29 protein-coding genes are annotated in these 26,119 nt (G+C 66.7%); 11 read left to right on the forward strand and 18 right to left on the reverse strand.

Features of this window, described 5'->3' with window-relative positions; all coding sequences use genetic code 11:
- The first annotated feature begins 163 nt into the window (after positions 1–163).
- On the forward strand, positions 164–1,813 hold the full coding sequence (locus AAFP30_RS11125) for a class I adenylate-forming enzyme family protein (protein ID WP_419229959.1): 1,650 nt from the start codon (positions 164–166) through the stop codon (positions 1,811–1,813).
- A 6-nt stretch (positions 1,814–1,819) separates the two neighbouring features.
- Here AAFP30_RS11125 and AAFP30_RS11130 read toward each other — a convergent pair whose 3' ends face one another.
- The 3 genes from AAFP30_RS11130 to AAFP30_RS11140 form a co-directional block, all read right to left on the reverse strand.
- Complete coding sequence (locus AAFP30_RS11130) at positions 1,820–2,437, reverse strand: TetR family transcriptional regulator (RefSeq protein WP_419229960.1); 618 nt, start codon at positions 2,435–2,437, stop codon at positions 1,820–1,822.
- Positions 2,438–2,440: 3 nt separating this feature from the next.
- Positions 2,441–3,265 (reverse strand): IclR family transcriptional regulator, encoded by an 825-nt coding sequence (locus tag AAFP30_RS11135; protein WP_419229961.1) that lies wholly within the window; start codon positions 3,263–3,265, stop codon positions 2,441–2,443.
- A 126-nt stretch (positions 3,266–3,391) separates the two neighbouring features.
- Positions 3,392–4,078 (reverse strand): hypothetical protein, encoded by a 687-nt coding sequence (locus AAFP30_RS11140; RefSeq protein WP_419229962.1) that lies wholly within the window; start codon positions 4,076–4,078, stop codon positions 3,392–3,394.
- Positions 4,079–4,123: 45 nt separating this feature from the next.
- On the opposite strand from AAFP30_RS11140, the gene AAFP30_RS11145 reads away from it, so the two are divergent.
- On the forward strand, positions 4,124–4,693 hold the full coding sequence (locus AAFP30_RS11145; RefSeq protein ID WP_419229963.1) for a YdeI/OmpD-associated family protein: 570 nt from the start codon (positions 4,124–4,126) through the stop codon (positions 4,691–4,693).
- 5 nt (positions 4,694–4,698) lie between these two features.
- Here AAFP30_RS11145 and AAFP30_RS11150 read toward each other — a convergent pair whose 3' ends face one another.
- Genes AAFP30_RS11150 through rnhA form a run of 3 tightly spaced genes read right to left on the reverse strand, consistent with a single transcriptional unit; the run spans position 4,699 to position 6,929 of the window.
- A complete protein-coding gene (locus tag AAFP30_RS11150) occupies positions 4,699–5,490 on the reverse strand; it encodes an SDR family oxidoreductase (RefSeq protein WP_419229964.1) in 792 nt (263 codons plus the stop codon).
- 60 nt (positions 5,491–5,550) lie between these two features.
- Positions 5,551–6,468, reverse strand: a complete 918-nt coding sequence (locus AAFP30_RS11155) for a D-isomer specific 2-hydroxyacid dehydrogenase family protein (RefSeq protein ID WP_419229965.1) — start codon at positions 6,466–6,468, stop codon at positions 5,551–5,553.
- Positions 6,465–6,929, reverse strand: a complete 465-nt coding sequence (gene rnhA / locus AAFP30_RS11160; protein ID WP_419229966.1) for a ribonuclease HI — start codon at positions 6,927–6,929, stop codon at positions 6,465–6,467. The genes AAFP30_RS11155 and rnhA overlap by 4 nt, the downstream gene beginning before the upstream one ends.
- 45 nt (positions 6,930–6,974) lie before the next feature.
- Here rnhA and AAFP30_RS11165 point away from each other — a divergent pair, with 45 nt between their 5' ends.
- Positions 6,975–7,757 carry a methyltransferase domain-containing protein gene (locus AAFP30_RS11165; RefSeq protein ID WP_419229967.1) on the forward strand — a complete coding sequence of 261 codons (783 nt, stop codon included), beginning with the start codon at positions 6,975–6,977 and terminating at the stop codon, positions 7,755–7,757.
- Here AAFP30_RS11165 and AAFP30_RS11170 read toward each other — a convergent pair.
- Entirely contained in the window at positions 7,751–8,986 is a 1,236-nt protein-coding gene (locus AAFP30_RS11170; RefSeq protein WP_419229968.1) for a citrate synthase, read from the reverse strand. The two genes, AAFP30_RS11165 and AAFP30_RS11170, sit on opposite strands and share 7 nt — an antisense overlap.
- A gap of 55 nt (positions 8,987–9,041) precedes the next feature.
- Between AAFP30_RS11170 and AAFP30_RS11175 the strand changes: the two genes are divergently transcribed.
- Entirely contained in the window at positions 9,042–10,208 is a 1,167-nt protein-coding gene (locus AAFP30_RS11175) for a citrate/2-methylcitrate synthase (protein ID WP_419229969.1), read from the forward strand.
- Between the two features lie 102 nt (positions 10,209–10,310).
- The gene (locus AAFP30_RS11180) at positions 10,311–11,576 is read left to right on the forward strand and encodes a DUF4185 domain-containing protein (RefSeq protein WP_419229970.1); all 1,266 of its coding nucleotides are present in this window, start codon (positions 10,311–10,313) and stop codon (positions 11,574–11,576) included.
- A gap of 159 nt (positions 11,577–11,735) precedes the next feature.
- On the opposite strand, the gene AAFP30_RS11185 is transcribed toward AAFP30_RS11180, so the two are convergent.
- A complete protein-coding gene (locus AAFP30_RS11185) occupies positions 11,736–11,897 on the reverse strand; it encodes a hypothetical protein (RefSeq protein ID WP_419229971.1) in 162 nt (53 codons plus the stop codon).
- Positions 11,898–11,903: 6 nt separating this feature from the next.
- On the opposite strand from AAFP30_RS11185, the gene AAFP30_RS11190 reads away from it, so the two are divergent.
- Positions 11,904–12,434: a DUF1697 domain-containing protein gene (locus tag AAFP30_RS11190; RefSeq protein ID WP_419229972.1), complete on the forward strand. Its 531-nt coding sequence runs from the start codon at positions 11,904–11,906 to the stop codon at positions 12,432–12,434.
- Between the two features lie 16 nt (positions 12,435–12,450).
- On the opposite strand, the gene AAFP30_RS11195 is transcribed toward AAFP30_RS11190, so the two are convergent.
- The 4 genes from AAFP30_RS11195 to AAFP30_RS11210 all read right to left on the reverse strand — a co-directional run bounded on the left by AAFP30_RS11195 (position 12,451) and on the right by AAFP30_RS11210 (position 15,286).
- Complete coding sequence (locus AAFP30_RS11195) at positions 12,451–13,788, reverse strand: ClC family H(+)/Cl(-) exchange transporter (protein WP_419229973.1); 1,338 nt, start codon at positions 13,786–13,788, stop codon at positions 12,451–12,453.
- Between the two features lie 65 nt (positions 13,789–13,853).
- Positions 13,854–14,339: a hypothetical protein gene (locus tag AAFP30_RS11200; protein ID WP_419229974.1), complete on the reverse strand. Its 486-nt coding sequence runs from the start codon at positions 14,337–14,339 to the stop codon at positions 13,854–13,856.
- A gap of 17 nt (positions 14,340–14,356) precedes the next feature.
- Complete coding sequence (locus tag AAFP30_RS11205) at positions 14,357–14,824, reverse strand: MarR family winged helix-turn-helix transcriptional regulator (protein ID WP_419229975.1); 468 nt, start codon at positions 14,822–14,824, stop codon at positions 14,357–14,359.
- Between the two features lie 93 nt (positions 14,825–14,917).
- Positions 14,918–15,286 (reverse strand): YybH family protein, encoded by a 369-nt coding sequence (locus tag AAFP30_RS11210; RefSeq protein WP_419229976.1) that lies wholly within the window; start codon positions 15,284–15,286, stop codon positions 14,918–14,920.
- 97 nt (positions 15,287–15,383) lie between these two features.
- Between AAFP30_RS11210 and AAFP30_RS11215 the strand changes: the two genes are divergently transcribed.
- Positions 15,384–16,262 (forward strand): LysR family transcriptional regulator, encoded by an 879-nt coding sequence (locus tag AAFP30_RS11215; RefSeq protein WP_419229977.1) that lies wholly within the window; start codon positions 15,384–15,386, stop codon positions 16,260–16,262.
- 9 nt (positions 16,263–16,271) lie between these two features.
- Here the strand turns inward: AAFP30_RS11215 and AAFP30_RS11220 are convergent, their stop codons facing one another.
- From AAFP30_RS11220 to AAFP30_RS11230, 3 genes are read right to left on the reverse strand one after another with little or no spacing between them, the layout of a single operon-like run.
- Positions 16,272–17,123, reverse strand: a complete 852-nt coding sequence (locus AAFP30_RS11220) for a hypothetical protein (RefSeq protein WP_419229978.1) — start codon at positions 17,121–17,123, stop codon at positions 16,272–16,274.
- A 1-nt stretch (position 17,124) separates the two neighbouring features.
- Entirely contained in the window at positions 17,125–17,868 is a 744-nt protein-coding gene (locus AAFP30_RS11225; RefSeq protein WP_419229979.1) for a hypothetical protein, read from the reverse strand.
- Between the two features lie 23 nt (positions 17,869–17,891).
- A complete protein-coding gene (locus AAFP30_RS11230) occupies positions 17,892–18,311 on the reverse strand; it encodes a CoA-binding protein (protein WP_419229980.1) in 420 nt (139 codons plus the stop codon).
- A gap of 87 nt (positions 18,312–18,398) precedes the next feature.
- Between AAFP30_RS11230 and AAFP30_RS11235 the strand changes: the two genes are divergently transcribed.
- Together AAFP30_RS11235 and AAFP30_RS11240 are read left to right on the forward strand one after the other, a co-directional pair.
- Positions 18,399–19,178, forward strand: coding sequence for a sulfite exporter TauE/SafE family protein (locus tag AAFP30_RS11235; RefSeq protein ID WP_419229981.1), 780 nt, complete (start codon positions 18,399–18,401; stop codon positions 19,176–19,178).
- Between the two features lie 32 nt (positions 19,179–19,210).
- Positions 19,211–19,729 (forward strand): hypothetical protein, encoded by a 519-nt coding sequence (locus AAFP30_RS11240; protein WP_419229982.1) that lies wholly within the window; start codon positions 19,211–19,213, stop codon positions 19,727–19,729.
- 75 nt (positions 19,730–19,804) lie between these two features.
- Here AAFP30_RS11240 and AAFP30_RS11245 read toward each other — a convergent pair whose 3' ends face one another.
- Positions 19,805–21,109, reverse strand: coding sequence for an NAD(P)/FAD-dependent oxidoreductase (locus AAFP30_RS11245; protein WP_419229983.1), 1,305 nt, complete (start codon positions 21,107–21,109; stop codon positions 19,805–19,807).
- Between the two features lie 40 nt (positions 21,110–21,149).
- On the reverse strand, positions 21,150–21,446 hold the full coding sequence (locus tag AAFP30_RS11250; RefSeq protein ID WP_419229984.1) for a hypothetical protein: 297 nt from the start codon (positions 21,444–21,446) through the stop codon (positions 21,150–21,152).
- Between the two features lie 141 nt (positions 21,447–21,587).
- On the opposite strand from AAFP30_RS11250, the gene AAFP30_RS11255 reads away from it, so the two are divergent.
- Together AAFP30_RS11255 and AAFP30_RS11260 are read left to right on the forward strand one after the other, a co-directional pair.
- On the forward strand, positions 21,588–23,525 hold the full coding sequence (locus tag AAFP30_RS11255; RefSeq protein WP_419230161.1) for a 2-oxoacid:acceptor oxidoreductase subunit alpha: 1,938 nt from the start codon (positions 21,588–21,590) through the stop codon (positions 23,523–23,525).
- A 5-nt stretch (positions 23,526–23,530) separates the two neighbouring features.
- The gene (locus tag AAFP30_RS11260; protein WP_419230162.1) at positions 23,531–24,595 is read left to right on the forward strand and encodes a 2-oxoacid:ferredoxin oxidoreductase subunit beta; all 1,065 of its coding nucleotides are present in this window, start codon (positions 23,531–23,533) and stop codon (positions 24,593–24,595) included.
- Between the two features lie 3 nt (positions 24,596–24,598).
- Here AAFP30_RS11260 and AAFP30_RS11265 read toward each other — a convergent pair whose 3' ends face one another.
- A complete protein-coding gene (locus tag AAFP30_RS11265) occupies positions 24,599–26,107 on the reverse strand; it encodes a flavin-containing monooxygenase (RefSeq protein WP_419229985.1) in 1,509 nt (502 codons plus the stop codon).
- Between the last annotated feature and the right edge of the window lie 12 nt (positions 26,108–26,119).

Below are 26,119 nucleotides of genomic sequence, written 5' to 3' on the forward strand. Positions count from 1 at the left end.
GCGCCGGCCGAGCCCCCTCGATCCCTGAGGTGCGAGGAGCGCAAGCGACGAGCCACGAAGGGCAGTCCCGGTCACCGGAATTCCTTGCTTCCCATCACACCGCCCGTGAGATCCTCGACACCAGCCGCGACCACGATGCCGGCCTGGCCGGAGGGGATTCTCGATGACGACGACGAACATTGATCCGCAAGCCCATGCCGCCGCGGTGATCGGCGGACTGACCGGACCGGGCGGCCCGTTCGAGCTGGCCGAGCAGGACGTGCTCGGCGCCCGCATGCCGGTCATCAGGCACCGCAAGAGGTCCCTCACCGAGATCTTCGACGACGCCGAACGCTTCGCCGACCGCGACTACCTGGTCACCGAGACGCAGCGCATCTCCTTCGCCGAGCATGCCCAACGCGTGCGCTCGCTGGCGCAGTCCCTGCGCGACGACTACGGCATCCGCAAGGGCGACCGCGTTGCCATCCTGGCCGCCAACAGTCCGGAGTGGATCGAAACATTCTGGGCCACTGAACTACTCGGCGCGATCACCGTCGGCTTCAACGCGTGGTGGACACGATCGGAGATCGAGTACGCCCTCAATCATTCCACCCCGAAGCTGGTCGTCGCCGACGCCAAACGCCGCACCGTTCTCGGTGAGATCGATACTCCCACCATCAGTCTGGACGACGACATCGTCGCAATGGCCACCGCTCACCCCGACGCCACAACTCCGGATGTCGAACTGGCCGAGGACGATCCCGCCGTCATCCTCTACACCAGCGGAACGAGCGGCCGACCGAAAGGGGCGGTCGCCACCCACCGCAACCTGATCGCCGTCATCGACTACCACCGCTTCAACGACGCGCTCCTCGCGGCATTCACCGGCGCCGAACTCGACCCACCCCGTCGATACCTGTTGACATCACCGCTGTTTCACATCGCGAGCCTGCACAACCTCGCAGTGCCGCGTCTGGCCACCGGCAGCGCTGTCGTCATCCATCAGGGTTCCTTCGACGCCGACCGCGTGCTGGCGCTGATCGAGCGCGAACGCGTCACCAACTGGGGTCCGGTGCCGACCATGGCAAAACGCCTGCTGGACACCGATATCGAGAGGTACGACCTCTCTTCGCTGACCGGTTTCGCATTGGCGTCGGCACCCTCGTCGATAGAGTTCCAGGAACGGCTCCGCGAACGGTTGCCGGTGGCGCGTGTGGCTCTCGCGGACAGTTATGGCATGACCGAGACGTGCACCGCCATCGCGGTGGCGACCAGCGCTGATCTCGAAGCGACCCCGGGCACCCTTGGACGCCCTATCCTGGTGTGCGCGTTGGAGATTCGAGATCCGCTCGGGGATCGGGTGCCCGACAGCGTCGAAGGCGAGATCTGTGTCCGCAGCCCGTACGTGATGCTCGGTTACTGGAATGACCCAGCCGCGACGTCCGCTGCGATCGACGACGACCGCTGGTTGCGCACCGGCGATCTCGGGGTGCTCGAGCACGGGATGGTGCGGTTGTCCACGCGCCGTTCGGATCTCATCATCCGCGGCGGCGAGAACATCTATCCGACCGAGGTGGAGCAGTGCCTCGACGAATGCCCCGGCGTGCTCGAGTCGGTCGTGCTTGCGATCCCCGACGACGACTACGGGCAGATCGTCGGCGCCGTGGTCGTCGCCGATCCCGCCCATGCGATCACCGAAGATATTCTGCGCGACTTCATCGCTGATCGGCTGGCCCGATTCAAGCAGCCCACCGTCTGGCAGATCACCGGAGAACCTCTGCCGCGCAACGCGACCGGCAAGATCATGCGCAAGCACGTCGCATTCTCGAACTGAGTGCCCTCACCCTCGACCAGCGGCCATCGGCGCCAACAACAACTCACATGCCAACCGGATATCCGATTCGGCCTGCTCTCGATCGATGTGGTCGTTCACGCACGACTGCGCGATCCCGAACCACTGCTGGATCAGCAGCCGGATCAGCGTACGTTCGAGATCGCTCGGCACCTCAATTGCCATGGCCCGCAGCAATACCGCCGCAAACTCCTGCTCGATCCGCGCGGCCTCGACGGCGTCCGGACCGTACCCGGAGTTGATCGCCCGGATCATCGAAGTACCCAGGACCGGTCGACGCATGAATGACTGCATCGCCGTGACCAGCGCCCCGGCCGCCGCGTCGGAACGCGACGTCGCCGTGTCACCGGTCCGCTCGACGAGCATGCCCATACCCGCGATCTGCTGCGACATCACACCGACGAACAGGTGCCGCTTGGACGGGAAGTACCGGTAGAGCGTCGCAATCGCAACGCCCGCAGCCTCGGCCACGTCCATCATCTGTACCTGATCGAACTGCTGAGCCGAACCGAGTTTCGTTGCCGCGTCGAGCATCCGCGCGTACTTCTCCCGCTGGAGCCGTGAACTCGGTTGCGCTGCAGCCCGATTCTCCGCAACCCTGGCCACGGATCAGCCCGCGACGAGGACGCCGTCGCGGGCCGCTGCCACATCGCCGGGAAAAATACCGGCCGAGATTCGGCGGGCAACCTCAACCAGTAGTGGAGCAACCCGTTCCAGCGCCGGCGACCGCTCGTCGCCGCACAGACTGATCGCCCCCACCGGACCCGTCGGACCCGCGATGGCAACCGCAACATTCGGCAGGGTACGACCGGTCATCGCACGCGTGTACTCGCCCCGATCGAACGACAGTCCTCGCTGACGACGCACCCGGTGCAGCTCCCGATGCAAACTCACCAGATCCCAGCCATCCGCACCGATCTCGTCGCCCACCCGGCCCCGCAGCAGCATGTCGACATCTTCCGGCTTGTGGCAGGCCAGCATCGCGCGTCCGCCGGTGGTGGTGTGCGCGGGGCGACGCGCACCGATCCGCGACCGCAGCGACATCGCGAGCCGGCCACCGACCTTGTCGAGATAGACCTCGTCGCGTCCATCCCAGGCGGCCAGGTGCACCACCATCCCAGTACGCAGATGCAGATCGAGCAGACCCTCGGCCGCGGCCTGGCGCAGCTCGGCGTGGGCGGCTTCTCCGCCACCCCCGACCCCGAGCGCTCGCCGGCCGAGCACATACCCCGGCGGTCGGTGGTCGAGCCACTCGAGCCCGACGAGTTGGTCGAGGATCCGGTGCGTGGTCGACCGTGGCAAATGGGTGCGTCGCGCGATCTCCTCGAGGTTCAGCCGAGCCGATGGGGAGTCGAAGGCATCCAGGATGAGGGTCATCCGCGCCACCATCGAGGGCGGCACAGTCTGGGTGTCGGCGCAGTCCACGACAGTCATCGAAGCCTCCTGAACAGGGAATATCATCCATTTCTGAAATTGATTCTCGAATCGTAGCAGAACTGTAGCGCCGATCACACCCTCGCAGTGCCATGCACCCGCCGATTCCGAGTCCGCTGATGAAACTCAGGGAGCCGAAGCCGCCCCCGGCCCCAACTCCCCCGCCACCCGACGCTCAAGTTGCGCGGCGGCCGGCGGCGGCACCGAGATCAGCCCGTCGAGTTCGGAGCGGGCCTTGCGGTAGGCCGCCTGACGTTCGGCCGGGGTGGCGGCGTCGTCGCCGGCGATCGCCACCAGTCGTCGGGCCCGCTCCAACCGCTCCCGCTCGACCGGCGAGAAATCGCCCTGGCGACGGCGTCGGGCCTCCCGCTCTGCGGCGTCGAAGGACGTCGCGTACTCGCCGACCGCGTCCCGGTATTCGGCGAACACCGCTGGATCGAGCAGCTCGTCGAGGTCTGCCGGGCGGAGGTCGTCGGCGCGCACCTTCGCCCGATGGAATGCCAAGGTCAACGGCTCGCGGAGGTCGGTCATCATCGGGAATTCGATGAGCGTCGCCAGGTCGACCTCGTAGGCGAACCATCGCGCATTGATGTCGTCGTGCCGGGCGGTCACCTTGGCGATCGCGGATTTGCTGGTCTGCGTGATGCGCAGTTGCTCGGTGTGGGCAGTGGCCTTGATCCGGGCGAGTTCGATCTTGTCGCGCCGTCGCTTCTCGTTGTATCGGGCCACTCGCGCGGCCCATCCCCCGGTGACACCTCCGATGGGGAAGATGAGCCACCAATAATCGCCGACGTACTGCAGCCAGTCCTGCACGTCTCAACTCTACCGACGTCGCCCGCGTCGGGTTAGGCTCCAACCGTGGCCGACCCGAACGCCGAACACCTCCATCCGGAGTCCCTCGACGACTGGCACCACTGGCTGCGCGAGCACCACGCGACCTCGACTGGTGTGTGGTTTGTGTTCTGGCGCAAGGAATCCGGCAACACGCCACTCGACTATGACGGCGCGGTCCGGGAAGCCCTGTGCTGGGGTTGGGTCGACGGCCACACCCGCACCATCGACGAGCATCGCCGCGGCATGTGGTTCACCCGCCGTGGCCGCAGCAGCGCGTGGGCGGCGTCGAACAAGGCACGCGTCGCCGAACTCCTCGAGCAGGGCCGCATGCAGCCCGCCGGTCAGGCGGTCATCGACGACGCCCAGGCCCGCGGACTGTGGACGCTGCTCGACGACGCCGAAGCCGGGATCGAGGCACCCGAACTCACGGCGGCACTCGATGCGAATCCCACCGCCCGTACGAACTGGGACGCCTTCCCGCCGAGCGCCCGCAAGGCCGGACTCACTCAGATCGCCTTCGCCAAACAGGCCGCCACCAAAACCAAGCGCATCGCCCTCCTCGTGGAGAAGGCGGCACGCAACGAGAGGCCCTGAGCGCCTTACAGGTCCGGGATCGGTAGATCGAGGTTGGGCGCGATGATGCCGCCGTCGACCTCGAGGATCTTGCCGGTCAGATACGACCCGGCCGGCGACGCCAGATACAGCGCGGCCGCCGCGATGTCCTCGGGGTCGCCGAGTCGGTGCAGCGGTGTGGAGGTCTCCACCGCCGACCGCATGCCATCGTCGCCGGCCACCACGTCGAGCGCCGAGGTGAGGATCGCGCCCGGCGCGATACCGTTCACCCGAATCCGTGGATTCAGGTCCATCGCAGCAAGTTTCGTGTAATGAGCCAACGCGGCCTTGGCGGTGCCGTAGGCGGCGTACGCACGGCCCGGCACCCGACCGACCGCAGAGGTGACGTTGATGATCGAGCCGCCGTCGGCATTGTTCAGCATGTGCGGCACGGCCGCGAGGACGAGCGCATGCGCAGTACTGACGTTGAAGTCGAATGCCTGCGTCAGGTGTTTGGGTTTGGTGTCGAGCAGTGGTCGCGGCATCGCGCCGCCGACGTTGTTGACGACGATGTCGAGGCGACCGAACTCGGCGACCGCGGCCTCGGCCAGCCCGGTGATCGCGTCGGTGTCGGAGAGGTCGGCCACCACGATGTGCGCGCGCCGTCCGGCTTCGGCCACCTGACTGGCCACCTTGTCGAGTTCGGGTTCGCTGCGCGCCGAGATCACCACGTCGGCGCCCGCCTCGGCGAGCGCAACCGCGATGGCCGCGCCCAGGCCGCGGCCCGCTCCGGTGATGATGGCAACTCTGTCGTCGATGCGGAATCTGTCGAGGATCACGAGAAAGAGGATGCCATCAAACCCGGCAGAATAGGAACACGTTCTACTGAGCGGGAGTGATCAGTAAGCGCTGCCCGGCGTCACCACCGACAACATCTCGTCGCCGGCGAGGTACCGGCGTACGTTCTCGGCCAGGAACGGAGCCATGGTGCGGGTCAGCCCCGACGACGGGTTCGCGATGTGCGGCGTGATGATGACGTTCGGAAGCGACCACAGCGGATCGTCGTGGGCCGGCGGCTCGGGGTCGGTCACGTCCAGTGCGGCACCGGCGATCTGGCCGGAGTGCAACGCCGCGACCAGCGCAGACTGGTCGACCAGCGGTCCGCGCGCGACGTTGACCACCCACGCATGCGACGGCAGGGCCGCGAGCGTGCGCTCGTTGATCAGATGCTGCGTCTCGGCGGTTGCCGGCGCGGCGAGCACCACGTGATCGGTCTGCGCCCACACCTCATCGGTCTGCGACGACGGCAGGGTCACCGCAGCTCCGTCGACCGGGCGACCCGACCGATTGACCGCGATCACCCGCGCGCCCGACGCATTCAGCCGCGGGATCAGCGACGCCGCGATCCCACCGGCACCGATGATGGCGACGGTCGAACCGTGCAGCGACCGCACCGCGGTGTCGATCGGCTCCTTGTCCCAGTGCCGCACGACCGAGGTGTTGATCTGCCGCAGCCCCGCCAGCAGCAGCGCGAGCGCGTGTTCGGCGACGTTCTCCGCGTAGAAACCCGACGCATTGGTCCACACGCGCTTGTCGTCGATGACACCGGCGTCGACGAACCCCTCGATGCCCGCGGTTTTCAGGGCCACCCACTCGATCGTGTCCGGTAGCTCGGGGAACCCGGTCGGCATGCCGATCCACACCAGGACCCGCGCCTCCTCGAGTCCGACGATCCGGCCCCCGGCTTCCTCCACGGCGGCGACGAGGTGTTCGTCGCGTTCCGGCTCGATCGCCACGGCCAGCCGTGCATCGCTCATCGTCGTGCCTCCGAGATCTGTCGTGCCGCGGTGGTGGCGAGTTCGTCGGCGATCTCGTTGTAGTGATCGCCGGCGTGACCCTTGACCCATTTCCAGGTGACCTGATGCCGCTTTTCCTCGTCGATCAGCCGCTGCCACAGGTCGGCGTTCTTGACCGGCTTCTTGTCGGCGGTGCGCCAGCCGTTCTTCAGCCAGCCGTTGACCCATTTGGTGATGCCGTTGCGCACGTAGCTCGAGTCGGTGTAGAGCACGACGGTCGACGGTTTGGTCAGCGCCGCAAGACCTTCGATGGCCCCGGTGAGTTCCATCTTGTTGTTGGTGGTGTCCGGGTCGGAGCCGGAGATCCGCTTCTCGTGCTGCCCGTACCGGAGGACCGCGCCCCATCCGCCGGGCCCCGGATTGCCCAGGCAGGCGCCGTCGGTCGAGATCTCCACCACGTTGTCGGATTCCGCGTCTGTCACTCGTCGAAGGGTACCCGCCGGGCCGTTCGCGACTAGGGTGGAGTCATGCCGACGTGGGATCCCGAACGCTACCTCCAATTCGCCGACGACCGAGCCCGCCCGTACCTCGACCTCATTGCGCAAGTTCCCATCGCCCCGACCAAGATCGTCGACCTCGGCTGCGGTCCCGGCCACCTCACCCGACATCTCCGGGCGCGCTGGCCCGAGGCACAGGTCCTGGGCATCGATTCGTCGGCGGAGATGATCGAACAAGCGTTCCGGGAGAACACCGACGGTCTGGCCAACTACGACATCGCCGATGTCGCCACCTGGACGCCGGACGCTCCCGCCGACCTGATCATCTCCAACGCGCTGTTCCAGTGGGTACCCGACCAACTCGATGTCATCGAACGGTTGCTCGGCTATCTCAATGACGGCGGCGTCTTCGCCCTGCAGGTGCCCAACAACAGCACCTCGGGCACCCACAAGAACATCTTTGCCGTCGCCGACGACCCCCGGTTCACCGAGCAACTACGCGAGGTCCGCCGCTTCCCCCGTCTGGAGGCCGCCGATTACCTGGAGTTCTTCGCCAAGCGCGGTTTCGCCACCAACGCCTGGTCGACGACGTATCTGCACGTGCTCGACGGCGAGGACCCGGTGTACGAATGGCTCGCCGGCAGCGGTGTTCGCCCCTATCTGGAGGCCTTCACCGACGACGACCTCCGCGAACAGTTCGCGGACGAGCTGAAGAAGCGCCTCAAGGACGCCTATCCGCCGGGACCGTGGGGCACGGTGTTGCCCTTCCGTCGAACCTTCGCGGTCGCGTCACCCACCACCGAGCATCACTGAGCGGCACTCGCCGAACTTCCCGGCCGCACCCCGGTGTAGACACCCTCGGGCCGGAAACGCAGTGCGCGCGCGCCGTACTCCTCGAGGGCATGGGCGGTCCAGCCGACGATGCGCGCGAGCGCGAAGACGGTTTCGGCCGCATCCGCCCGCATACTGTGCTGCAACGCGAGCGCGGCGAGCGCGAAATCCGAGTTCAGAAACGATGATTCGGGTAGGTGCTGCCGGATACGGTCGAGTGCCTGGCCCACTCGCGGATCGCCGCCCGAACCGGCGATGATGCCCAGTAGGTACTCGGCGCGCGGATCGCGGTCGCGGTAGACCACGTGACCAGTACCCGGAATTCGATTGCCTGCGTGCAGGACTGCCGCGACCGCCACGTCGGGATCGTCGATCGCGTCGCGCAGGAACCGGTACGCGAGCGTCGTCGCACCACCGTGTGTCGGGCCGTCGAAGGCACCGAGACCGGCCCCGATCACCGCGTACACGCTCCCCCGCGAGCTGGCGGCGACACGCGCGGCGACGGTGCCCACCGATAGGTCATGATCGGCGAGCAGGACCAGAGCAGCGTTGAGCACCTTGATCTTTCGTGGCGCCGGGGACTCCTCGGTGAGGCACGGCCAGAGTCGGTCGGCCACCGCCCCCGAACCCGGTTCGCCAGCCGCCAACACCTGAAGGCATCCGCCGATCAGAGCCGCGACCTTGACCGCCACCGCAGCAGGATCGACCTGATAGCGCAACGCATCTCGCGCACCGAGCACGTCCACGGTCATCCGGACCAGGTCGACGCCGCGCGCCCGCCCTCCCGCTGCGGCCCGAATCGCCTCAATCGCGTCATCATCCAAGGCCGCTGCCGGCCAGTCGGTCTCGACGTTCCACAGCAGCGCGGCGACCTCCTCGAATGAGGCGGTCTCGGCGAGTGTCACGGCGTCGCGCCCGCGGTAGTAGAGCCGGTCGTCGGCCAACAGGGTCAGCTCGGTCTGGATACGTTCGACGACGCCGGCCGGAGTGCGTCGGGGCCGTCCGTCGACGAGCGCCTCGATCTCGTCGACGGGGAACACGCTGCCGTCGATGCCGTCGATCCGTGCACTGCTCATCCGCCCGCGACTGACGTAGGCGTAGACCGTCGCGGGTTTGACCCCCAGCAGTTTCGCGACCTGTGCGGTGGTCAGGTACGCGCGTCCGTCGTGCTGGATCGGAGTGGGAAATCGTCGGGTATGCGTGCGCGCCATGTGTTGATCAAATCAACATTGACCAAATCGTTCAACACGGCGCATCGTGGTGCGCATGAGCATGTTGACCGTCCCCGAGGGACTCGCCAATGTCGTTGTCGCCGATACCGAGATCGGTGACGTACGCGGTGACGCGGGGTTCTATCACTACCGCGAACACTCGGCCGTCGAGCTCGCTCGGGAGCGCAGCTTCGAGGAGGTCTGGTATCTGTTCGTGCACGGCAGCCTGCCCGATCCGGTCCAGCTCGCCGAGTTCACGCGCGCGACAACGGCTGTACGTGACCTGCCCGGGGAACTCCGAGCGGTGTTGGGCGCGGCCGCACCCCTCGGACCGGATCGCAGTGCGCTGGCCGGTCTGCGCACGGTGTTGTCAGCCGCCGGACCCGCGCTGGGCGCACAACCGTTGTGGGACAACGACCCCGCGTCGGTCCGGCACGACGGACTGCGCGCTGCCGCGATGACGCCGACGATCTTGGCCGCGATCCACCGTCTGCGTGCCGGTGCGGACCCGCTGCACCCGCGCGCGGATCTGTCGATTGCCGCGAATTGGCTCTATCAGCTCACCGGCCGGATCCCCGATCCCCGGCACGCCCGGGCGGTCGAGCAGTACCTGATCGCGACCATCGATCACGGTTTCAACGCCTCGACGTTCACCGCCCGGGTGATCGCCTCGACCGGCGCCGATATGTATGCCGCGATCTGCGGGGCACTCGGCGCCTTCTCCGGCCCGCTGCACGGCGGCGCCCCGGACCGCGCCCTCGATGCCCTCGACGAGATCGCCGAGCACGGTGACGCCGCCGTCTGGGCGCGCGAACAGATCGCCGCGCGTCGACGCATCATGGGGTTCGGGCATGCCGTCTACCGCACCGTGGATCCGCGTTCGGAACTGCTGCGATCCATCGCCCTCGACCTCGGCGGACCCACCGTCGAGCGGGCCGTCGACGCGGAACGCGCGATTGTCGACGCCCTGCGAGAGGCACATCCCGACCAACCCCGCTACGCCAACGTCGAGTTCTATGCGGGGGTCGTGATGGAGGCGTGCTGTATCCCGCGGTCGATGTTCACCCCGACCTTCGCGGTCAGCCGGGTCGTCGGATGGTGCGCGAACATCGTCGAACAGTCCCATTCGCGCAAGATCATCCGTCCCCGTGCCCGATATGTCGGGCCCGAACCGCGACTTGCGTCGTCCGGTCGAGGAGACCACGCGCGTGGAGTAGCCTGACGCGAGCGATAACGCCTGCATCTCGGTTCGGACCACGACCTGTAGACGAGACGCAACTTCTGCAACACTGGCCACACCAGCACCGGTCCGCAGGGGGAGCCCATGTCCAGATGGCGTCTGCTCGTCGCGGGTGTGGCCGTAGCCACGCTCGCTGCCACCGGCACGGCCGTCGTGAACGCCCCGGCGCATGCCTCCATCTGCAGCAATCTCGGATTCACCGGCGGTGACGTCGGCTCCACCGGCAGCTCCGGGTCCAGCGACATCGGATTCGGCAGCGCCGACTACGGCAGCTACCGGGCGGGCGGCAAGAAGCCGCAGGGGCCGCTACCGAAGCTGACCGGGATGAGCAAAGCCGTCTCGTGGGTGACCGGCCCTCGCAGTCTCGCCCGCACCGACCAGCGCTTCTCCATCAGCGCCACCGACGTCGGCGTGTCCTGGGACAACGGCTCGGGTCAGGTGCTGATGGCCTTCGGTGACACCTGGGGCATGTGTGCCGGTCAGATGGTGTGGCGGCACAACACGATGCTGCGCGCCGACGGCAACTCCAATCTGGACAAGGGCATCACCTTCCCCAACGCCATCCCCGGCTCGATCCGGTCGGGCGCGTCGGTCACCCCGCAGCATCCGACGTTCGCGCAGCCGATGCTCAACGCGTCCGGGGTGCGCAACGTCGAGGTGGGCAAGATCCCGACCGGCGGCATCGCCATCAACGGCGTCCAGTACATGAGCTACATGTCGATCCACCGCTGGGGCGGACCCGCCAGGTGGGAGACCAACTACTCGGCGATCGCCGTGTCCCGCGACAACGGGCAGAACTGGAACACCGACAACCGCACCATCCGGATGAATCTGGAACTCACCGTGCCGGGTGTGAGTCAGGTCGAGCAGGGGCACGGCCGGTTCCAGGTCGGCGCCTTCCTGCGCTCGGGTGATTACGTCTACCAGTACGGCACCCCGAACGGTCGCTTCGGTGCCGCCTTCCTGTCGCGGGTCAAGCCCGCCGACATCCTGAATCTGGACCGCTACGAGTACTACCGCGGGGGTGACGGATGGTCGCCGCGTCCGGTCGACGCCGTGGCCATCGTGCGCCAGCCCGTCGGTGAGATGTCGGTGGCCTACAACAACTACCTCGGCCGCTACGTCATGTTGACCGAGACGGCAGGCAACGTCGTGCTGCGCACCTCCCCCACCCCGGCCGGACCGTGGAGCGGTCCGCGGACAATCGTGTCGGCCAAGCAGTCCGCCGGCCTGTACGCCCCATACATCAATCCGCGCGGTGCGTCGGGACAGTTCTTGTACTTCAACGCCTCTCGCTGGGATGACTACAACGTGATGCTCATCAAGACGGACCTGTCGAAGGTTCGCTGAGCACGCCAACCCGCTCCCTGAGCAGCCAACGAGGCGCTAGCCGAGTTGGCGTGTCGAAGGGCGGCGTGTCGAAGGGCGGCGTGCCGAATCGACTTGGTCGGCGTACGGTCGATCACAGGCGCACAACCCGAATCGCCGACGCGAGGGAGTGATCATGAGTCAGCCCGTCCCGCCGCCACCACCGCCGCCGGAACCGATGCCGGCGCCCGAACCGATTCCCGAGCCGCCACCGGAACCGCCGATCCCAGTGCCCACGCCCGATCCCCCGCCACCGAACCCCAGCCCACCCCAACCGGATCCACTGCCGCGACCGACAGTCATCTGAGGATGCCGCGACGTATCGTGCTCATTCGCGCGATCAATGTCGGCGGGGCCAAGCTGCCGATGGCCGACCTGCGCGAGATGGCCGAAGAGCTGGGTGCGACGAATGTCTCGACCTATATCGCGTCGGGGAATCTGTTCTGCGACATCCCATCTGGAGGCGCAGCGAAGTTCGACAAGGCCCTCGAGGCGGCGATCACCGAACGATTCGGATTCGAGCGCGAGGTGATCAGCAGATCGGTCGACGAGGTACAGGCCGCACTCGACGCCCACCCCTTCGACGTCGTCGAGGACAAGTACTCCTACGTCTATTTCCTGACCGGAAAGCCCAAGGCGGACAAGGTTGTCGCGTTCGCCGAACGCGAATTCGCGGACACCGACCGGGAAGTCATCGGCAACGACCTCCACATCCGCTACCACGAGGGAGCAGGTCAGTCGAAGCTCACGGCTCCGGTCATCGCCAAGGGACTCGGCGTGCAAGGGACCGGGCGCAACCTGAAGACGGTTCGCAAACTGATCGAACTCGCTTCCGAGTGACCGTGATCGGGTCTGCTCACCGCGACGGGAACTCGTCGACGGACTGCAGGCGAAGCATGCGCACGCGCAGGGCGTCGTAGATCGGCGGCGACCGCAACAACGATGCGACGACGACCGCCATCGCGCCCGCGGTGAGCATCGGGATCGTCACGGTGGTCACCGCGGTCATCTCGATCACCAGGACGAGACCGGTGAACGGCGCCCGCACAATCGCCGCGAACAGTGTCGACATGCCGACCAATGCCATTGCGACAGTGAGGTCCATGTTCAGGCCAGGCACCAGGATGTCGGTGATCCGCCCGCCGATGAGTCCGGTCAGCGCCCCCAACGCCAGGATGGGGGCGAAGATGCCGCCCGGTGTGCCGATCGCATAGGAGATGGGGCCGGCCACGAATCGGACTGCGACATAGAGCATTGCGAGCGGGAGAGCCAGGTGCGCTCCCGATAAGACCAGTTGGGCGACCGAGTCGCCGCCGCCGGCCAGGAACGGGTTCGCGAGCAGGACTCCGCCGACCAGTGCGCCGATGATCGCCGCCTTGATCACTGCGGGAACCCGTCGGATGCTACCGAAGATGTTGAGGCCCACCAAAATTGCCCGGTTGTAGGCCACCCCGATGATCCCGACGACCACACCGAACACCGCGAAGATGGGCACCGTTGTCAACGGCGGGGTGGCGACGTCGGCGACGTGCGTAAAATCCGGCTCGTTCCCGAGGACCAGACGACTCGCCCCGACACCGATCGCCACCGCGACCATCGTCACGACCGCCTCGCGCAGCCGGAAGGTCTTGGTCACCTCCTCGAAGATGAAGAACACGGCACTGATCGGCGCGTTGAAGGCGACGGCGAGGCCGGTGCCAGAGAGCACGGTCTGCAGCAGCCGGATCTCGGCGTCGGCCATCCGGGCGATGCGCCCCGCGGCGGCACCGATGGCGGCGGCCATATGCACCGTGGGCCCCTCCCGTCCCAGCACCAGGCCGGCGATGCCGACCGAGAGGATGCCGCCGACGAATCGGGCCGGCACCACCGACAATGGCGGCGGGTCGGCCTCTCCGCGGTCGACGGCCTCGACGTGCTGGATGCCGCTGCCTGCGGATAACGGCTGCCACCGTGCGATGGCCGCTGCGGCGGCGGCCGCGACCGCGGAGATGACGATCGGAATCAGCCAGCCCCACCCGTGATGGGCGTGGGACCAGTCGAGTAGTTCGGTGCGCCATCGTTCGCTGTGTTCGAGGACCCAGCGGAACGCACCACCGACGAACCCGGCGACCGCCCCGGCGATCACCGCGAGGCCGAGCATGATCCACAGGGTCCGGCCGACCAGCAGGTCATCGTCGACCCCCGCGTCATGCACGTCAGGGTCGGCCGGGTCGGGCCCTGTCGAATCAGGCCCGGTGGGATCGGACTGTGGTCCGCCCGTCATGCGCGGCCCAGCGTGGCGGTGACCTTTCCGAGATCGTCCAGCTGAGTTTGCTTGGGTGCTTCCCAGAGTTTCTTCGGGAGCGCTTCGAGGACACGCACCGCCGATTCCGCGGAATCGATCTGAGTACGCTTCTCGTCCTCGTCCGCGATGTCGGCGGCCGCGATCAGTTTGTCGTCGAGGCTGAACACGGCGTCGTCGAGCCGGTCCCGAGCCGCGACGAGTTCGGTGTCGTGGCCGATCGCCGGGTTCTGGTGGACGTCGTTGATCGCATACCGAATTCGTCGGTGGAGCAATGCTTCTGGCGAGTTGTCGGTGGTCCACGATTCCGGGGCGCGACCGGGCTTGCCAGGCACCAGATCGGTGGAGTGAGCGAACGCGCGTACCCGTTTGTCGGAATCCCAGGCGAACCAGATCGCGCCGACCAGAATGAACAGGGCGACGATGACGGTGATCACGATGACTGTGATGGCGATTCCGCTCATCCCATGACCCTATCGCTTCACACGGCGGCAGCCTCCGCCCGCAACGCGGCCGCGTTGATCTTCGTCAGCACACCGTGCAGTTCCTCCAGATCGGCGAGTTCGACGCCGAGCGCCGCAACCACCGCCCCGGGGATGGCCAGCGCCTGCTCCCGCAGCGCGGCCCCACTGTCGGTGAGGGCGATATCGACGTTGCGCTCGTCGTCACCCCGGCGCTGACGGGCCACCAAACCATTGGTTTCCAGCCGTTTCAGCAGCGGCGAGAGCGTCGCGGAATCGAGTTGCAGCGCCTGCCCGAGGTCCTTGACCGCCCGCGGCGAGGTCTCCCACAGCGCCAGCATCACCAGATACTGCGGATGGGTGAGACCGAGCGGGTCCAGCAGTCGCCGATAGATGCGGAGCACCGACCGGTTCGCAACCGCAAGCGCGAAACACACCTGGCGTTCCAGCAACAACGGGTTGCCCTCGATCTCGACCGCGCTGCTCATCGCATCCGCCCTTCCCATCCTGACCGTGTCTGCGTCGACCAGTCTAGCCATTCGGTAGCGCGCGATTGAATAACCCACTCACGTTCCGCTCCCTTACCCTGCAGGCGTCTGGAACTCCGGCTGGTCGATGATCCGCACCCACGACCCATCGGCCTGCCGCGAGACCACTTGGGCCCGCGCGCCCGCACCGTCGCGCGGCGGCGTCGACGTGAGTGCCAGGTCGTCGCCGAAATAGAGTGTCGGCAGCGGGGTCTCGGGGGTGAACGTGGGATTGTGGGCGAGCACCGAGGCCCACAGGTCGCGGATCGCAGCACGGCCGCGGGTGACCTCACCGGGCGGATAGGCCATCACCGCATCCTCGTGATAGAGCGTCGCGACGGCGTCGGCGTCGCCGGCGTTGGAGAACTCGACGAACAGTCGGGTGATGTCCTCGGGGGTCTGCGCGGTCGGAGTGGTGGTCATGTCGTCCTCCTCGTGAGTGGATGTCGTGATTCCACAGTCACGCACATCAGAGCAGAAGTCCAACTGATTGATTTGATGAGTTCTATCATTGACAGTTATGGACCTTCGGCAGCTCGAGTACTTCACCGCGGTCGCCGACACCGCCAACTTCACCGCGGCCGCCGCACGCGTGCACACCACGCAGCCCAACATCAGCGCACAGATCCGGTCGCTCGAATCCGAACTCGGTGCGCCGCTGTTCGACCGGACCGGCCGGCAGGTGTCGCTGACCAGCGCCGGCGACGCCGCGTTGCCCGCTGCGCGCGAGGTGCTCGCCGCGGCGGAATCGGTGCGTCAGGCGGTCGCCGACGTCAACCAGGTGGTGCGGGGCGCGTTGCGGGTCGGCATGGTCGACGGGTGCACGGTGCGGCCACTCTTCGCCGCGCTGGGCGCATTCGGCACCGACCATCCGGGCGTCGCCTTGAGCCTCACCGAAGACGCCTCGGATCGGCTCGTCGACCGCGTGTGCCGCGGTGATCTCGACATCGCCTTGGCCGGCTACGGCGACCTGCCCGTCGGACTCGAGGAGTTGCCGGTGATCCGCGAGCGGGTCGTCGCCGCCCTTCCGCATCACCATCCGTTGACTGCGAAAAAGTCTGTCACGCAACGAGACTTGAGTCGCCATTCGGTGATCGGACTACCTCGCGGGGCGGGCATCCGTACCGTCTTCGATCGGGCGGCCACCGGCGTGGCCACCACCATGGAGGCGTCTTCTCCCGACGCTGTCGTCGAACTGGTCACCGCCGGTCTGGGGATCGGCGTACTCAGCGAATCGATCGTTGCCGACCGCACGGATCGGGTGACCGGACGTCCCATCCGCGGCGTCGACGATCTCGCGTCACTCGGTTTCGTGTGGCGTTCGCCCGCGACGGCCGCGGTCCGCGTCTTCTTCGCTCATGCCCGTGATCAGTTCGGACTCCAGCGACCGGTCGCGTGAACCAATCCGTCAATTCGACGAGATCTCCGTCAGGAACTCCACTCCCAGGTCGTATCGGGGCTTACCGCATTTCGGGCATTCCTTGCCGCCGCTGGGCACATTGAGCCAGTAGCCGGTGGCACCTGCGGCCATCGCCGCGTCGTAGACCTCCACCAAGTCGTCGACGGTCATCTCTCGGCCGTTCGGGTTGGTGCTCACGCCGGCGAACACCGGAGCGCCGTCGGGGTTGACCGCGATGGCAGCCTGCACCGCGTCGCGGACGAAGGTGGTCGCGTGGTCGGTCGCCTGCGTGCGTTGCGACTGGATCTCGAACCCGTCGGCGATCGCGGCGCCGGGTGTGACCAATTGGTCGATGAACGCCTGGTAAAGCGCATCGCCGGTCAGCCCGGGGGCGAGCGTATCCATCAACGTGATGGCCGGCGCGAAGATCACCCGCTTACCGTGCTCGTGCGCCGCATCCAGCGCCTCCTGCAGCGCACCGATCGGGTCGCTCTGCTCGTGTCTCGGCGTCTGCGCCCATCCCTCGAGATCCAGCAGCAACCAATCCATGGAGTCGGGAATCTCGTTGTTCTCCAACGCTTTCGTCAAGTCCTTCACACTGTGGTAGGTCAGGGTCGGACTGGCGTCGGGCAGCTGCGTGTTGGTGCCGACCTCCTGCATCAGCAGCAGCGTCGACGGATGATCGGCCGCGTCGAGCAGCGACTGCGGCAGACCGGCGTCGACCAGTCCCGCCACTGCCCCGGAGACGAGGATCCGCTGCGGCGCGGAGTCCTGCGACGACGGCTCGTCCTGCCCACACGCACCGATCAGGGTCATCGCAACCACCACCGCGACGATCGCCAGTCGACGCAGGTGCGGCATCTCACGACCTCGATGCCGCTGCCGGGGTGTGATCTGTCGGCTTGCCGGCGACCAGATCCTCCACGTCGAGACCCCAGTTGCCGAACCGCGCGTCGAATGCCTTGGCCCGAGCGGTGGCGCGCTCGAGTTTCTGCGGTGAATAGCGCCGTCGCGCCCACCGGGACTCCGGGCGGGCGAGACGAATGGCCCCGATCCACGCGACCGGCGGGATGAACGCCCCGACCGCGGCGGTGGAGAACTTGCCCTTGCCCACACAGCAGAGGACCGACACGATGTGGATGGGGAGATTGACGGTCAGCGCCAGCGGCCCGAGATTGAGGGTGGCGCTCTCGGTCAGCGGATTCACGCCGAGCACCGTCATCCCGAGCCCGGCGATCGTCAGACACACCACCTGCACTGACAGTTGGCCCTCGCGCGACCAGTAGACGTCCTGCAGATGCAAGATCAGCGCGAATTCGTCGAGCACCAGGGACGCCCCGATGCCGACCATCACCGCGCTGATCTCCGCACCAGGTGAGGAACCACCGACCGCCACCGACACGAACGCACCGGCGATGGTCAGGATGATGCCCGGCACCGCGTGATGGATGTGCACGCCGCCGCGCACGTTGTTCTTGAACGGTCCCCTGCCGGCCCTGATCAACCGAGTGATCAGGCGGGTGATCACAAAGGTCAGCACAAACGCCAGGAACAGCAGGAACAACGGAAGGTTGCCGTTGTCTGCGCCGTCGAGGTCGAAGTGCACGGTGGCTCAGCCGTTTCGCCGCGTCAGGCCGACTGCGTGATGCCGGTGCGACGCTGCTCGATGATCAGGCAGCGATCCTCGACGTAAAGCAATCCGGCTTTCTCGGCGATGGCCCGAGCCTCGGGCGAGGTGATACCGAGTTGCAACCACAGCGCCGACGCCCCGGCGTCGACCGCTTGCCGGGCCACCTCGGCGGCGTCGGCGGACGGCCGGAACACGTCAACCAAGCCCACCTGCTCCGGGATGTCGGCGAGGGTGCGGAACACTTTCTGTCCGACGATCTCCTCGGCATGCGGATTGACCGGGATGATCCGCCACCCGCGGTCGGCCATGTAGGCGGGAACCTCGTTGGCGGCCTTGCTGGGGTTGGCGCTCGCACCGACCACGGTGATCGTGTCGTAGGTGCGCAGAATCTGTTCGACGACCTCGTCGGTGGTAGCCATGCTGCGAGCCTAATGTCTTGATCGCCGGCCGGTGTCGGGTTCACCCCGCCGACGAGGCTCGGACTCGTACCGGGCACCCTCGTGGGGGTGACCACCGCTGAACTGTTCATCGTCTTCCTCGCCGGTATGGGTGCCGGCGCGATCAACACGCTCGTCGGCAGCGGCACGCTGATCACCTTCCCGACGCTGGTGGCGTTCGGGGTGCCGCCGGTGTCGGCGACGATGTCCAACGCGATCGGTCTCGTCGCCGGCGGGGTGTCGGGGACGTGGGGTTATCGACGCGAACTGGCCGGCCAGTGGCCCCGGTTGCGGTGGCAGATGCCGGCATCGTTCTTCGGCGCCATCCTGGGTTGCTGGCTACTGCTGCACCTGCCCGAGACCGTGTTCGAGGCGATCGTGCCGGTGCTGCTGATCGCCGCGCTGATCCTGGTGGTCGCCCAACCGGCCATCCAACGATGGGTCGTCCGGCGGTCCGGCGGCGCCGACCCCCACGACTACGACCTCACCGGGCCGCGGATCGCGTTGATGGTGACCGCCACCTTCGCCGTCGGTATTTACGGCGGATACTTCACCGCCGCCCAGGGCATCCTGCTGATGGCCGCGCTCGGCATCATCGTGCCCGACGACATGCAACGCCTCAACGCCTCGAAGAACCTGCTGTCGCTGATCGTCAACGTCGTTGCCGCGGTCACTTACACGCTCGTCGCGTTCGACCGGATCAACTGGGCCGCCGCCGGACTGATCGCGCTCGGCTCGTTGATCGGTGGGGTGATCGGCGCCCGGTACGGTCGACGGTTGTCACCGACAGCCCTACGCGCAGTGATCGTCGTCGTCGGGTTGATCGGCTTGTGGCGGCTGCTCGGCTGAAACGTCTTCAAGGAATAGGCCACAATGTGCCCATGTCCACCGAAGAGACCAGCCCTCGCTTCACCGCACCGGTCGCGGTCGCGTACTTGAAGGAGCGCGTCTACGTCGCATTTACCGGGTTGGCCATCGTGTTGGTGCTGTACAACGCGCCGGGTCATCAGGATGGTGCGCACGCGTTCGCGGTCTTGCTGTCGGGTCTGCTGGGTGTTGCGGTCGCCGCTTTCGCGTCGGACGTCATCGCCCATCTGGCGGTCCACCGGCACTTTCCGCACGGCTCCGAACTCCGTCATCTCCTGCGCAGCACTCTCGGCGCGCTGTCCACCGCGGTCGTCCCACTGATCCTGATCGCCTTGGCCTGGGCGGATGTGCTCGATCTGTCGACCGCCCTGATCCTCTCCGCGTACCTGTACATCGCGATTCTCGGGACCGTCGGCTGGCTGGCCGTACGACGATCACACCTGAGCGGGGGGCAGAAGCTGGCGGCTTTCGCCATGCTCGTCGCGCTCGCTCTCGTCGTGCTGTTGATCCAGATCTTCGCCCACGGGCACTGACTGCCACTTCGCTCCCTGAGGTGTGAGGAGCGATAGCGACGAGCCACGAAGGGCCCGCCACCAGCCGTACGACCCTCACCGATAGGGCTGCCGCGCCGTCTCCGGATCGCCGTAGGTGATCGCACGCTCACGCCGCGATTCGGTCAGCAGCGTCGCACCCCAGTTGACGACGGTGCCCATCCGGTTACGCACCCCGGCGAGGAACGCGATGTGGATGACACCCCACGCCAGCCACCCCGGATACCCGGAGAGCCGCAACGGCCCGGACTGCACCACCGCATGACGTCGCGCAATGTAGGCCGCGCTCCCCAGATCGCGGTAGCGGAACGGCGCCCGCTCGGAACCGCTGGCAGCCAGCCCGGCGATGACCCCACCGACGTGCCGTCCGCCTTGCATCGCGACCTCGGCCACGCCAGGCAATTTGTCGCGGGAACTCATGTCGCCGACAACGAAGATCTCCGGATGTCCGGCGACCGACAGATCCGCCTCGACCGCAATGCAGCCGGCGTGCGCCTGGTCGACGCCCAGCGCCTTCGCCAACACCCCGGCGAATGGCACTGCCTCCACGCCGGTGGTCCAGAGCACGGTCCGCGCCGGATACCGGATCTTCTCTTTGGTCTTCTTGTCGGTCGTCTCCACCGCATCGTCGGTGATGTCGGTGACGTGGACGCCGAGGTGGGTCTCGACGCCGAGCTTGTCGAGGGTCTTCTGCGCGCTGCGCGACAGCTCCGCCGAAAACGACGGCAACACCCGATCTCCGCCATGTAGCAACAGAACTCGCGCATCCGCGGGGTCGATGGTGCGGAACTCACGGTGCAGCGCGACGGTGGCGACCTCGCGGATCTGGCCCGCGAGCTCCACGCCGGTCGGCCCACCGCCGGCCACCGCGAACGTGAGCCAGTGCCGTCGCTGTTCCGGATCCGGCAGCGATTCGGCAACCTCGAAGGCGCCCATCACCCGACGGCGGATGGCGAGCGCGTCGTCGAGGGTCTTCATGCCGATCGAGTGCTCCGCGAGATGCTCACATCCGTGATACGACGTGCGCATACCCGCGGCGACAACAAGGTAGTCGTAGGTGAGCGTCATCGTCGATCCGTCCGGTCGATCGACGGTCAATGTCCTTGCCGCCGGATCGATTCCGTTGGCCTCGCCCAGGACGACGTCGGCGTTGCGTTGTCGTCGCAGCAGGTGCCGGATCGGGCTGGAGATCGCGCCCTCGGACAACAGGCCGGTGGCGCACTGATAGAGCAGTGGCTGGAACAGATGGCTGGTCCCACGGTCGACGACGGTGACGCGCACCGCCGCCCGCTTCAGAGCTCGGGCGGTATGCATACCGCCGAACCCGGCCCCGACGATGACGACGTGCGGCTTTGTGGTCACAGCCGGATTCTGCCAGAGTCCGCGCCGCTACCTGGTGCGGTCACGCGTTGCGGGTCACCGCGTAGGTGGTGCCGGCCGTCGCCGCGGTGACCGCGAACACCGACGGCCACGCGCCGATCTTCTTGGCCAGCGGGTGCGACGCACCGAACGCCCCGAGATACCCGGTCAGCAACCCCGCCGCCGCGGCCGGACTCTGCTTGGCCCACTCCCGGGTGCACCACGCACCGGCGCCGGCCAGCACGACACCGCCGAGTTCGCGGCGACCGGAGAACCGGGCAGCGGCATAGCCGCCGACGAGGCCGGCGGAGGACACGAGGACTGTGGGACTGATGCTCATGGAATCTGACAGTAGGAGGTGAACCTGAGCGCGCGGTGAGCCCGATTCCCGCACTCCGGAGCGGATTTCCACCATGCCACGTCGCCACGCCCGCGAGGCGCCGACACGTTTCGGCGAGAAGGACTACATTCGCAGGTGACCATGCAATCGCACACCCGAGCGAGTTCGACCAAGCTGGAACGAGTCGTCATCCGCTTTGCCGGCGACTCGGGTGACGGTATGCAGTTGACCGGCGATCGCTTCACCTCCGAAGCCGCCGCATTCGGCAACGACCTCGCCACCCAACCGAACTTCCCAGCCGAGATCCGTGCGCCCCAGGGCACCTTGCCCGGGGTGTCGTCGTTTCAGATCCACATCGCCGACTACGACATCCTGACCGCCGGAGACCGCCCCGACGTGCTGATCGCGATGAATCCGGCCGCGCTGAAGGCCAATGTCGGAGACCTTCCGCGTGGGGCGATGATCCTGGTCAACACCGACGAGTTCACCAAACGCAATCTGTCGAAGGTCGGCTATACGAGCAACCCGCTCGACGACAATTCCCTCGAGGAGTTCGTCGTCCACCAAGTCGCGATGGCGACCCTGACCATCGGCGCCGTCGCCCCGGCCGGGTTGAGCCGCAAGGACAGTGCGCGGGCGAAGAACATGTTCGCGCTCGGCCTGCTCTCGTGGATGTACAACCGGCCCAACGCCGGGATCGAGGAGTTCCTGCGGTCGAAGTTCGCCGCCAAGCCCGACATCGCGGAGGGCAATATCCTGGCATTCAAGGCGGGCTGGAACTACGGCGAAACGACCGAGAGCTTCGCAACGACCTACGATGTCGCGGCCGCCACCCTGCCGCCGGGCACCTACCGGCAAGTCACCGGCAACACCGCACTCGCATACGGGATCGTGACCGCAGGCCAGTTGTCGGGTCTCGAGGTCTTCCTCGGAACGTATCCCATCACCCCCGCGTCGGACATCCTGCACGAACTCAGCAAGCACCGGAACCTGGGCGTGACGACGTTCCAGGCCGAGGACGAGATCGCAGGAATCGGTGCCGCGCTTGGCGCTTCGATCGGTGGCGCACTCGGTGTCACAAGCACCTCGGGACCTGGACTCGCGCTCAAGAGCGAATCCATCGGGTTGGCGGTGATGACCGAGGTACCGTTGCTGATCGTGGACGTCCAACGGGGTGGTCCGTCCACCGGATTACCCACGAAGACAGAGCAATCCGACCTCCTGCAGGCAATGTTCGGCCGCAACGGCGAATCCCCGGTCGCCGTCATCGCGCCACGGTCACCGGCCGACTGCTTCGACGCCGCGGTGGAGGCCGCCCGGATCGCCCTGACGTATCGCACACCGGTGCTACTGCTGTCGGACGGCGCGATCGCCAATGGTAGTGAGCCATGGGCGATTCCGACGGTGACCGAGCTCGCGCCGATCGATCCCGGCCATGCGACGGGCGTACCTGTCGACGGCGTGTTCACGCCCTACGCCCGTGATCCGGACACCCTGGCCCGGGCAATGGCCGTACCCGGCACGCCCGGTCTCGAACACCGCATAGGCGGGCTCGAAAAGGCCGATGGCAGTGGGGATATCTCCTACGATCCCGCGAACCACGACCTGATGGTGCGGCTGCGGCAGGCGAAAATCGACAACATCGCGGTGCCCGACGGCGTCGTCGATGACCCCTCCGGAGCAGCCGAGCTACTGCTGGTCGGGTGGGGCAGCTCGTACGGGCCGATCGGCGAAGCCTGTCGTCGCGCCCGCCGCGAAGGGAAGAACGTTGCGCACCTTCATCTTCGACATCTCAATCCGCTGCCGGCGAATCTCGGTGACATCCTGCGCGGTTACTCCACGGTCGTCGCGCCCGAGATGAACCTCGGTCAACTCGCCTCGATTCTCCGGACCCGATACCTCGTCGATGTCCAAACCGTCACCAAGGTGCAGGGATTGGCCTTCCTCAGCGACGAATTGCATCAGGTGATCGACGCGGCACTCGACGGCACACTCCGCGAGCGCGAGCACGCGAAGGCGGCCACCGCCCTCGCATCGGCCGCCTATCTGCAGACCGATATCGAGGAGGGAACGACGTGACTCAGATGGCCGAGCGTGTCGGTGCCGATCTCGGCCTGACCGACACCACACCGATCCCCCGCACCGAAGTCCCGCTGAAGCCCAAGGATTTCGCCTCCGATCAAGAGGTGCGCTGGTGCCCCGGGTGCGGCGACTATGTCATCCTGGCCACCATCCGCAACTTCCTGCCGGAGTTGGGTATCAAGCGCGAGAACATGATGTTCGTCTCCGGCATCGGGTGTTCGAGCCGATTCCCCTACTACCTCAACACCTACGGGCTGCACTCGATCCACGGCCGCGCACCGGCCATCGCCACCGGACTCGCGGTCACCCGGCCAGATCTGTCGGTATGGGTGGTGACCGGCGACGGTGATGCCCTCTCGATCGGCGGCAATCACCTCATCCACGCGCTGCGTCGCAACGTCAACATGACGATCCTGTTGTTCAACAACAGGATCTACGGCCTCACGAAGGGGCAGTACTCCCCGGCGTCGGAGGTCGGCAAGGTCACGAAATCGAGTCCGCACGGGTCCGTCGACCACCCGTTCAACACCTTGTCCCTGGCGCTGGGCGCCGAGGCGACGTTTGCCGCCCGCGCGCTCGACTCGGACCGCCCGGGACTCACGGAGGTCCTGAGAGCTGCTGCGGCACATCGGGGTACCGCATTTGTCGAGATCCTCCAAGACTGCCCCATCTTCAACGACGGCTCCTTCGACGTCCTCCGCAAGGACGGGGCAGAGCAACGCCTCATCCCGTTGACGCACGGCGAGCCGATCGTCTTCGGCGCGCAGGGCGAATATTGCGTCGTGCAAGCGGGTTTCGGGCTGCGGGTCGCGATGACCGCAGAGGTCGCCGAGCATGACATCGTGGTGCATGACGCGCACACCGACGATCCCGAGTACGCATACGCACTATCACGACTCTCCGACCACGACCTCACCCACACCCTGACCGGCGTGTTCCGGAGCGTCACCCGACCCGCCTACGACGACGAGGTGCGCCGCGTCAACACGGTTGCGCGGGAACAACACCCGGTGGACGGTGACTCACTACAGCAACTACTGACCGGTCACGACACCTGGACTGTGTAGGGGTCACACCGCCGCCCGCCGACTCGGACTCGGTGTCACCGATCGAGTCCGCGGCCCCTCGAAGTGCAGATGTTCGTCGGCCACGTCACCCCGCAACTGCCTGCGGTCCGAGTAGTAACTCATCGCCATCGTCCACGGCGCCTCGGTGCCCTGCCTGGGTAGTTTCGACAACGACCGCTGCACGTAACCGGCGCCGAAGTCGAGTAGCGGCCGGGTCTCCATACCGGGATCGGCTTCGGCGCGGACAGCGTCGTAGCCATGGGCGTCCATATAGGTGAGCAGCCGGCAGAAGTACTGGCACAGCAGGCCGATCTTGAGGGTCCACGACGAGTTCGTGTAGCCGACGGCCAGCGCGAAGTTCGGTAGACCGGACAGCATGATGCCGCGATAGGCGACGGTGTCCGGGAACGAGACCGGTGCGCCGTCGACGGTCAGATCCATGCCGCCGAACAACTGCAGGTTGAGTCCCGTTGCGGTGACGATGATGTCGGCCTCGAGTTCGGTGCCGCTCTCGAGCAGGATGCCCTTCTCGGTGAACGTGGCGATCCGGTCGGTCACCACATCGGCGTCGCCGTGGCGGATCGTGCGATACAGGTCGCCGTCGGGGACGACGCACAACCGCTGATCCCACGGGTTGTACGGCGGGTTGAAATGGGTGTCCACCGGGAAGCCCTCGGGCAGCCGGTCGGCATTGACCTTACGGATGAGCTTGCGCGCCAACTTCGGAAAGTGTTGACAGAACTCGTAATTGATTCGCTGGATGGCGATGTTCTTCCAGCGCGTGATGGCGTACCCACGTTCGTCACCGAGATACCGCTTGAGCGCGTTGGCAATTGCATCCTCCCGCGGCAACGGAATCACGTAGGACGGGGTGCGCTGCAGCATCGTCACATGCGCCGCGTCGGCCGCGAGTGCGGGTATGAGGGTCACTGCGGTCGCACCGCTGCCAATGACCACTACCTTCTTGCCCGTATAATCGAGATCCTCCGGCCAGTGCTGGGGGTGGACGATCTGTCCGGTAAAGCTCTCCCTGCCTTCGAATTCCGGGGTGTATCCCTCGTCGTAGCGGTAGTACCCGGAACCGCAGAAGATCCAGTTGGCGCTGATCTGAATGCGCTCGCCGGTGTCGTCGCGGTCGATGTCGACCAGCCAGCGCGCAGTCTCCGACGACCACGCCGCCGAGACCACCCGGTGGTGATAGCGGATCTTGTCGGTGAGCCCGTTCTCGTCGATGGTCTCGTGGAGGTAGTCGAGGATGCGGGGTGCGTCGGCGATGGCCTGCTTGTCGCGCCAGGGCTTGAAGTCGTAGCCGAACGTGTGCAGGTCACTGTCCGACCGGATGCCGGGGTAGCGGAACAGGTCCCAGGTGCCGCCCGACACCGCCCGCGCCTCCACGATGGCAAGGCTTCGCTCCGGATGCTCGACGGTGAGATAGCGCGCCGCGCCGATGCCGGAGATGCCGGCGCCGACGATCAGGACGTCGACGGTATCGGTGGTGGTCGAAGTGGTCATGAGGTACTCCTC

This window comes from Gordonia sp. CPCC 205515 (assembly GCF_048537925.1).
Lineage (GTDB): Bacteria > Actinomycetota > Actinomycetes > Mycobacteriales > Mycobacteriaceae > Gordonia.

Excerpts from the sequence above, each read along its gene's own strand:
- AAFP30_RS11230 (WP_419229980.1), bottom strand. The coding sequence starts at position 18,311 with ATGGCTACCACCGACGAGGTCGTCGAACAGATTCTGCGCACCTACGAC.
- AAFP30_RS11210 (WP_419229976.1), bottom strand. The coding sequence starts at position 15,286 with ATGACCACCACTCCGACCGCGCAGACCCCCGAGGACATCACCCGACTG.
- AAFP30_RS11190 (WP_419229972.1), top strand. The coding sequence starts at position 11,904 with ATGCCGCGACGTATCGTGCTCATTCGCGCGATCAATGTCGGCGGGGCC.
- AAFP30_RS11180 (WP_419229970.1), top strand. The coding sequence starts at position 10,311 with ATGTCCAGATGGCGTCTGCTCGTCGCGGGTGTGGCCGTAGCCACGCTC.
- AAFP30_RS11260 (WP_419230162.1), top strand. The coding sequence starts at position 23,531 with ATGGCCGAGCGTGTCGGTGCCGATCTCGGCCTGACCGACACCACACCG.
- AAFP30_RS11265 (WP_419229985.1), bottom strand. The coding sequence starts at position 26,107 with ATGACCACTTCGACCACCACCGATACCGTCGACGTCCTGATCGTCGGC.
- AAFP30_RS11250 (WP_419229984.1), bottom strand. The coding sequence starts at position 21,446 with ATGAGCATCAGTCCCACAGTCCTCGTGTCCTCCGCCGGCCTCGTCGGC.
- AAFP30_RS11215 (WP_419229977.1), top strand. The coding sequence starts at position 15,384 with ATGGACCTTCGGCAGCTCGAGTACTTCACCGCGGTCGCCGACACCGCC.
- AAFP30_RS11170 (WP_419229968.1), bottom strand. The coding sequence starts at position 8,986 with ATGGCGCGCACGCATACCCGACGATTTCCCACTCCGATCCAGCACGAC.
- AAFP30_RS11240 (WP_419229982.1), top strand. The coding sequence starts at position 19,211 with ATGTCCACCGAAGAGACCAGCCCTCGCTTCACCGCACCGGTCGCGGTC.
- AAFP30_RS11220 (WP_419229978.1), bottom strand. The coding sequence starts at position 17,123 with ATGCCGCACCTGCGTCGACTGGCGATCGTCGCGGTGGTGGTTGCGATG.
- AAFP30_RS11255 (WP_419230161.1), top strand. The coding sequence starts at position 21,588 with ATGCAATCGCACACCCGAGCGAGTTCGACCAAGCTGGAACGAGTCGTC.
- AAFP30_RS11165 (WP_419229967.1), top strand. The coding sequence starts at position 6,975 with ATGCCGACGTGGGATCCCGAACGCTACCTCCAATTCGCCGACGACCGA.
- AAFP30_RS11200 (WP_419229974.1), bottom strand. The coding sequence starts at position 14,339 with ATGAGCGGAATCGCCATCACAGTCATCGTGATCACCGTCATCGTCGCC.
- AAFP30_RS11135 (WP_419229961.1), bottom strand. The coding sequence starts at position 3,265 with ATGACTGTCGTGGACTGCGCCGACACCCAGACTGTGCCGCCCTCGATG.
- AAFP30_RS11155 (WP_419229965.1), bottom strand. The coding sequence starts at position 6,468 with ATGAGCGATGCACGGCTGGCCGTGGCGATCGAGCCGGAACGCGACGAA.
- AAFP30_RS11175 (WP_419229969.1), top strand. The coding sequence starts at position 9,042 with ATGAGCATGTTGACCGTCCCCGAGGGACTCGCCAATGTCGTTGTCGCC.
- AAFP30_RS11205 (WP_419229975.1), bottom strand. The coding sequence starts at position 14,824 with ATGAGCAGCGCGGTCGAGATCGAGGGCAACCCGTTGTTGCTGGAACGC.
- AAFP30_RS11185 (WP_419229971.1), bottom strand. The coding sequence starts at position 11,897 with ATGACTGTCGGTCGCGGCAGTGGATCCGGTTGGGGTGGGCTGGGGTTC.
- AAFP30_RS11125 (WP_419229959.1), top strand. The coding sequence starts at position 164 with ATGACGACGACGAACATTGATCCGCAAGCCCATGCCGCCGCGGTGATC.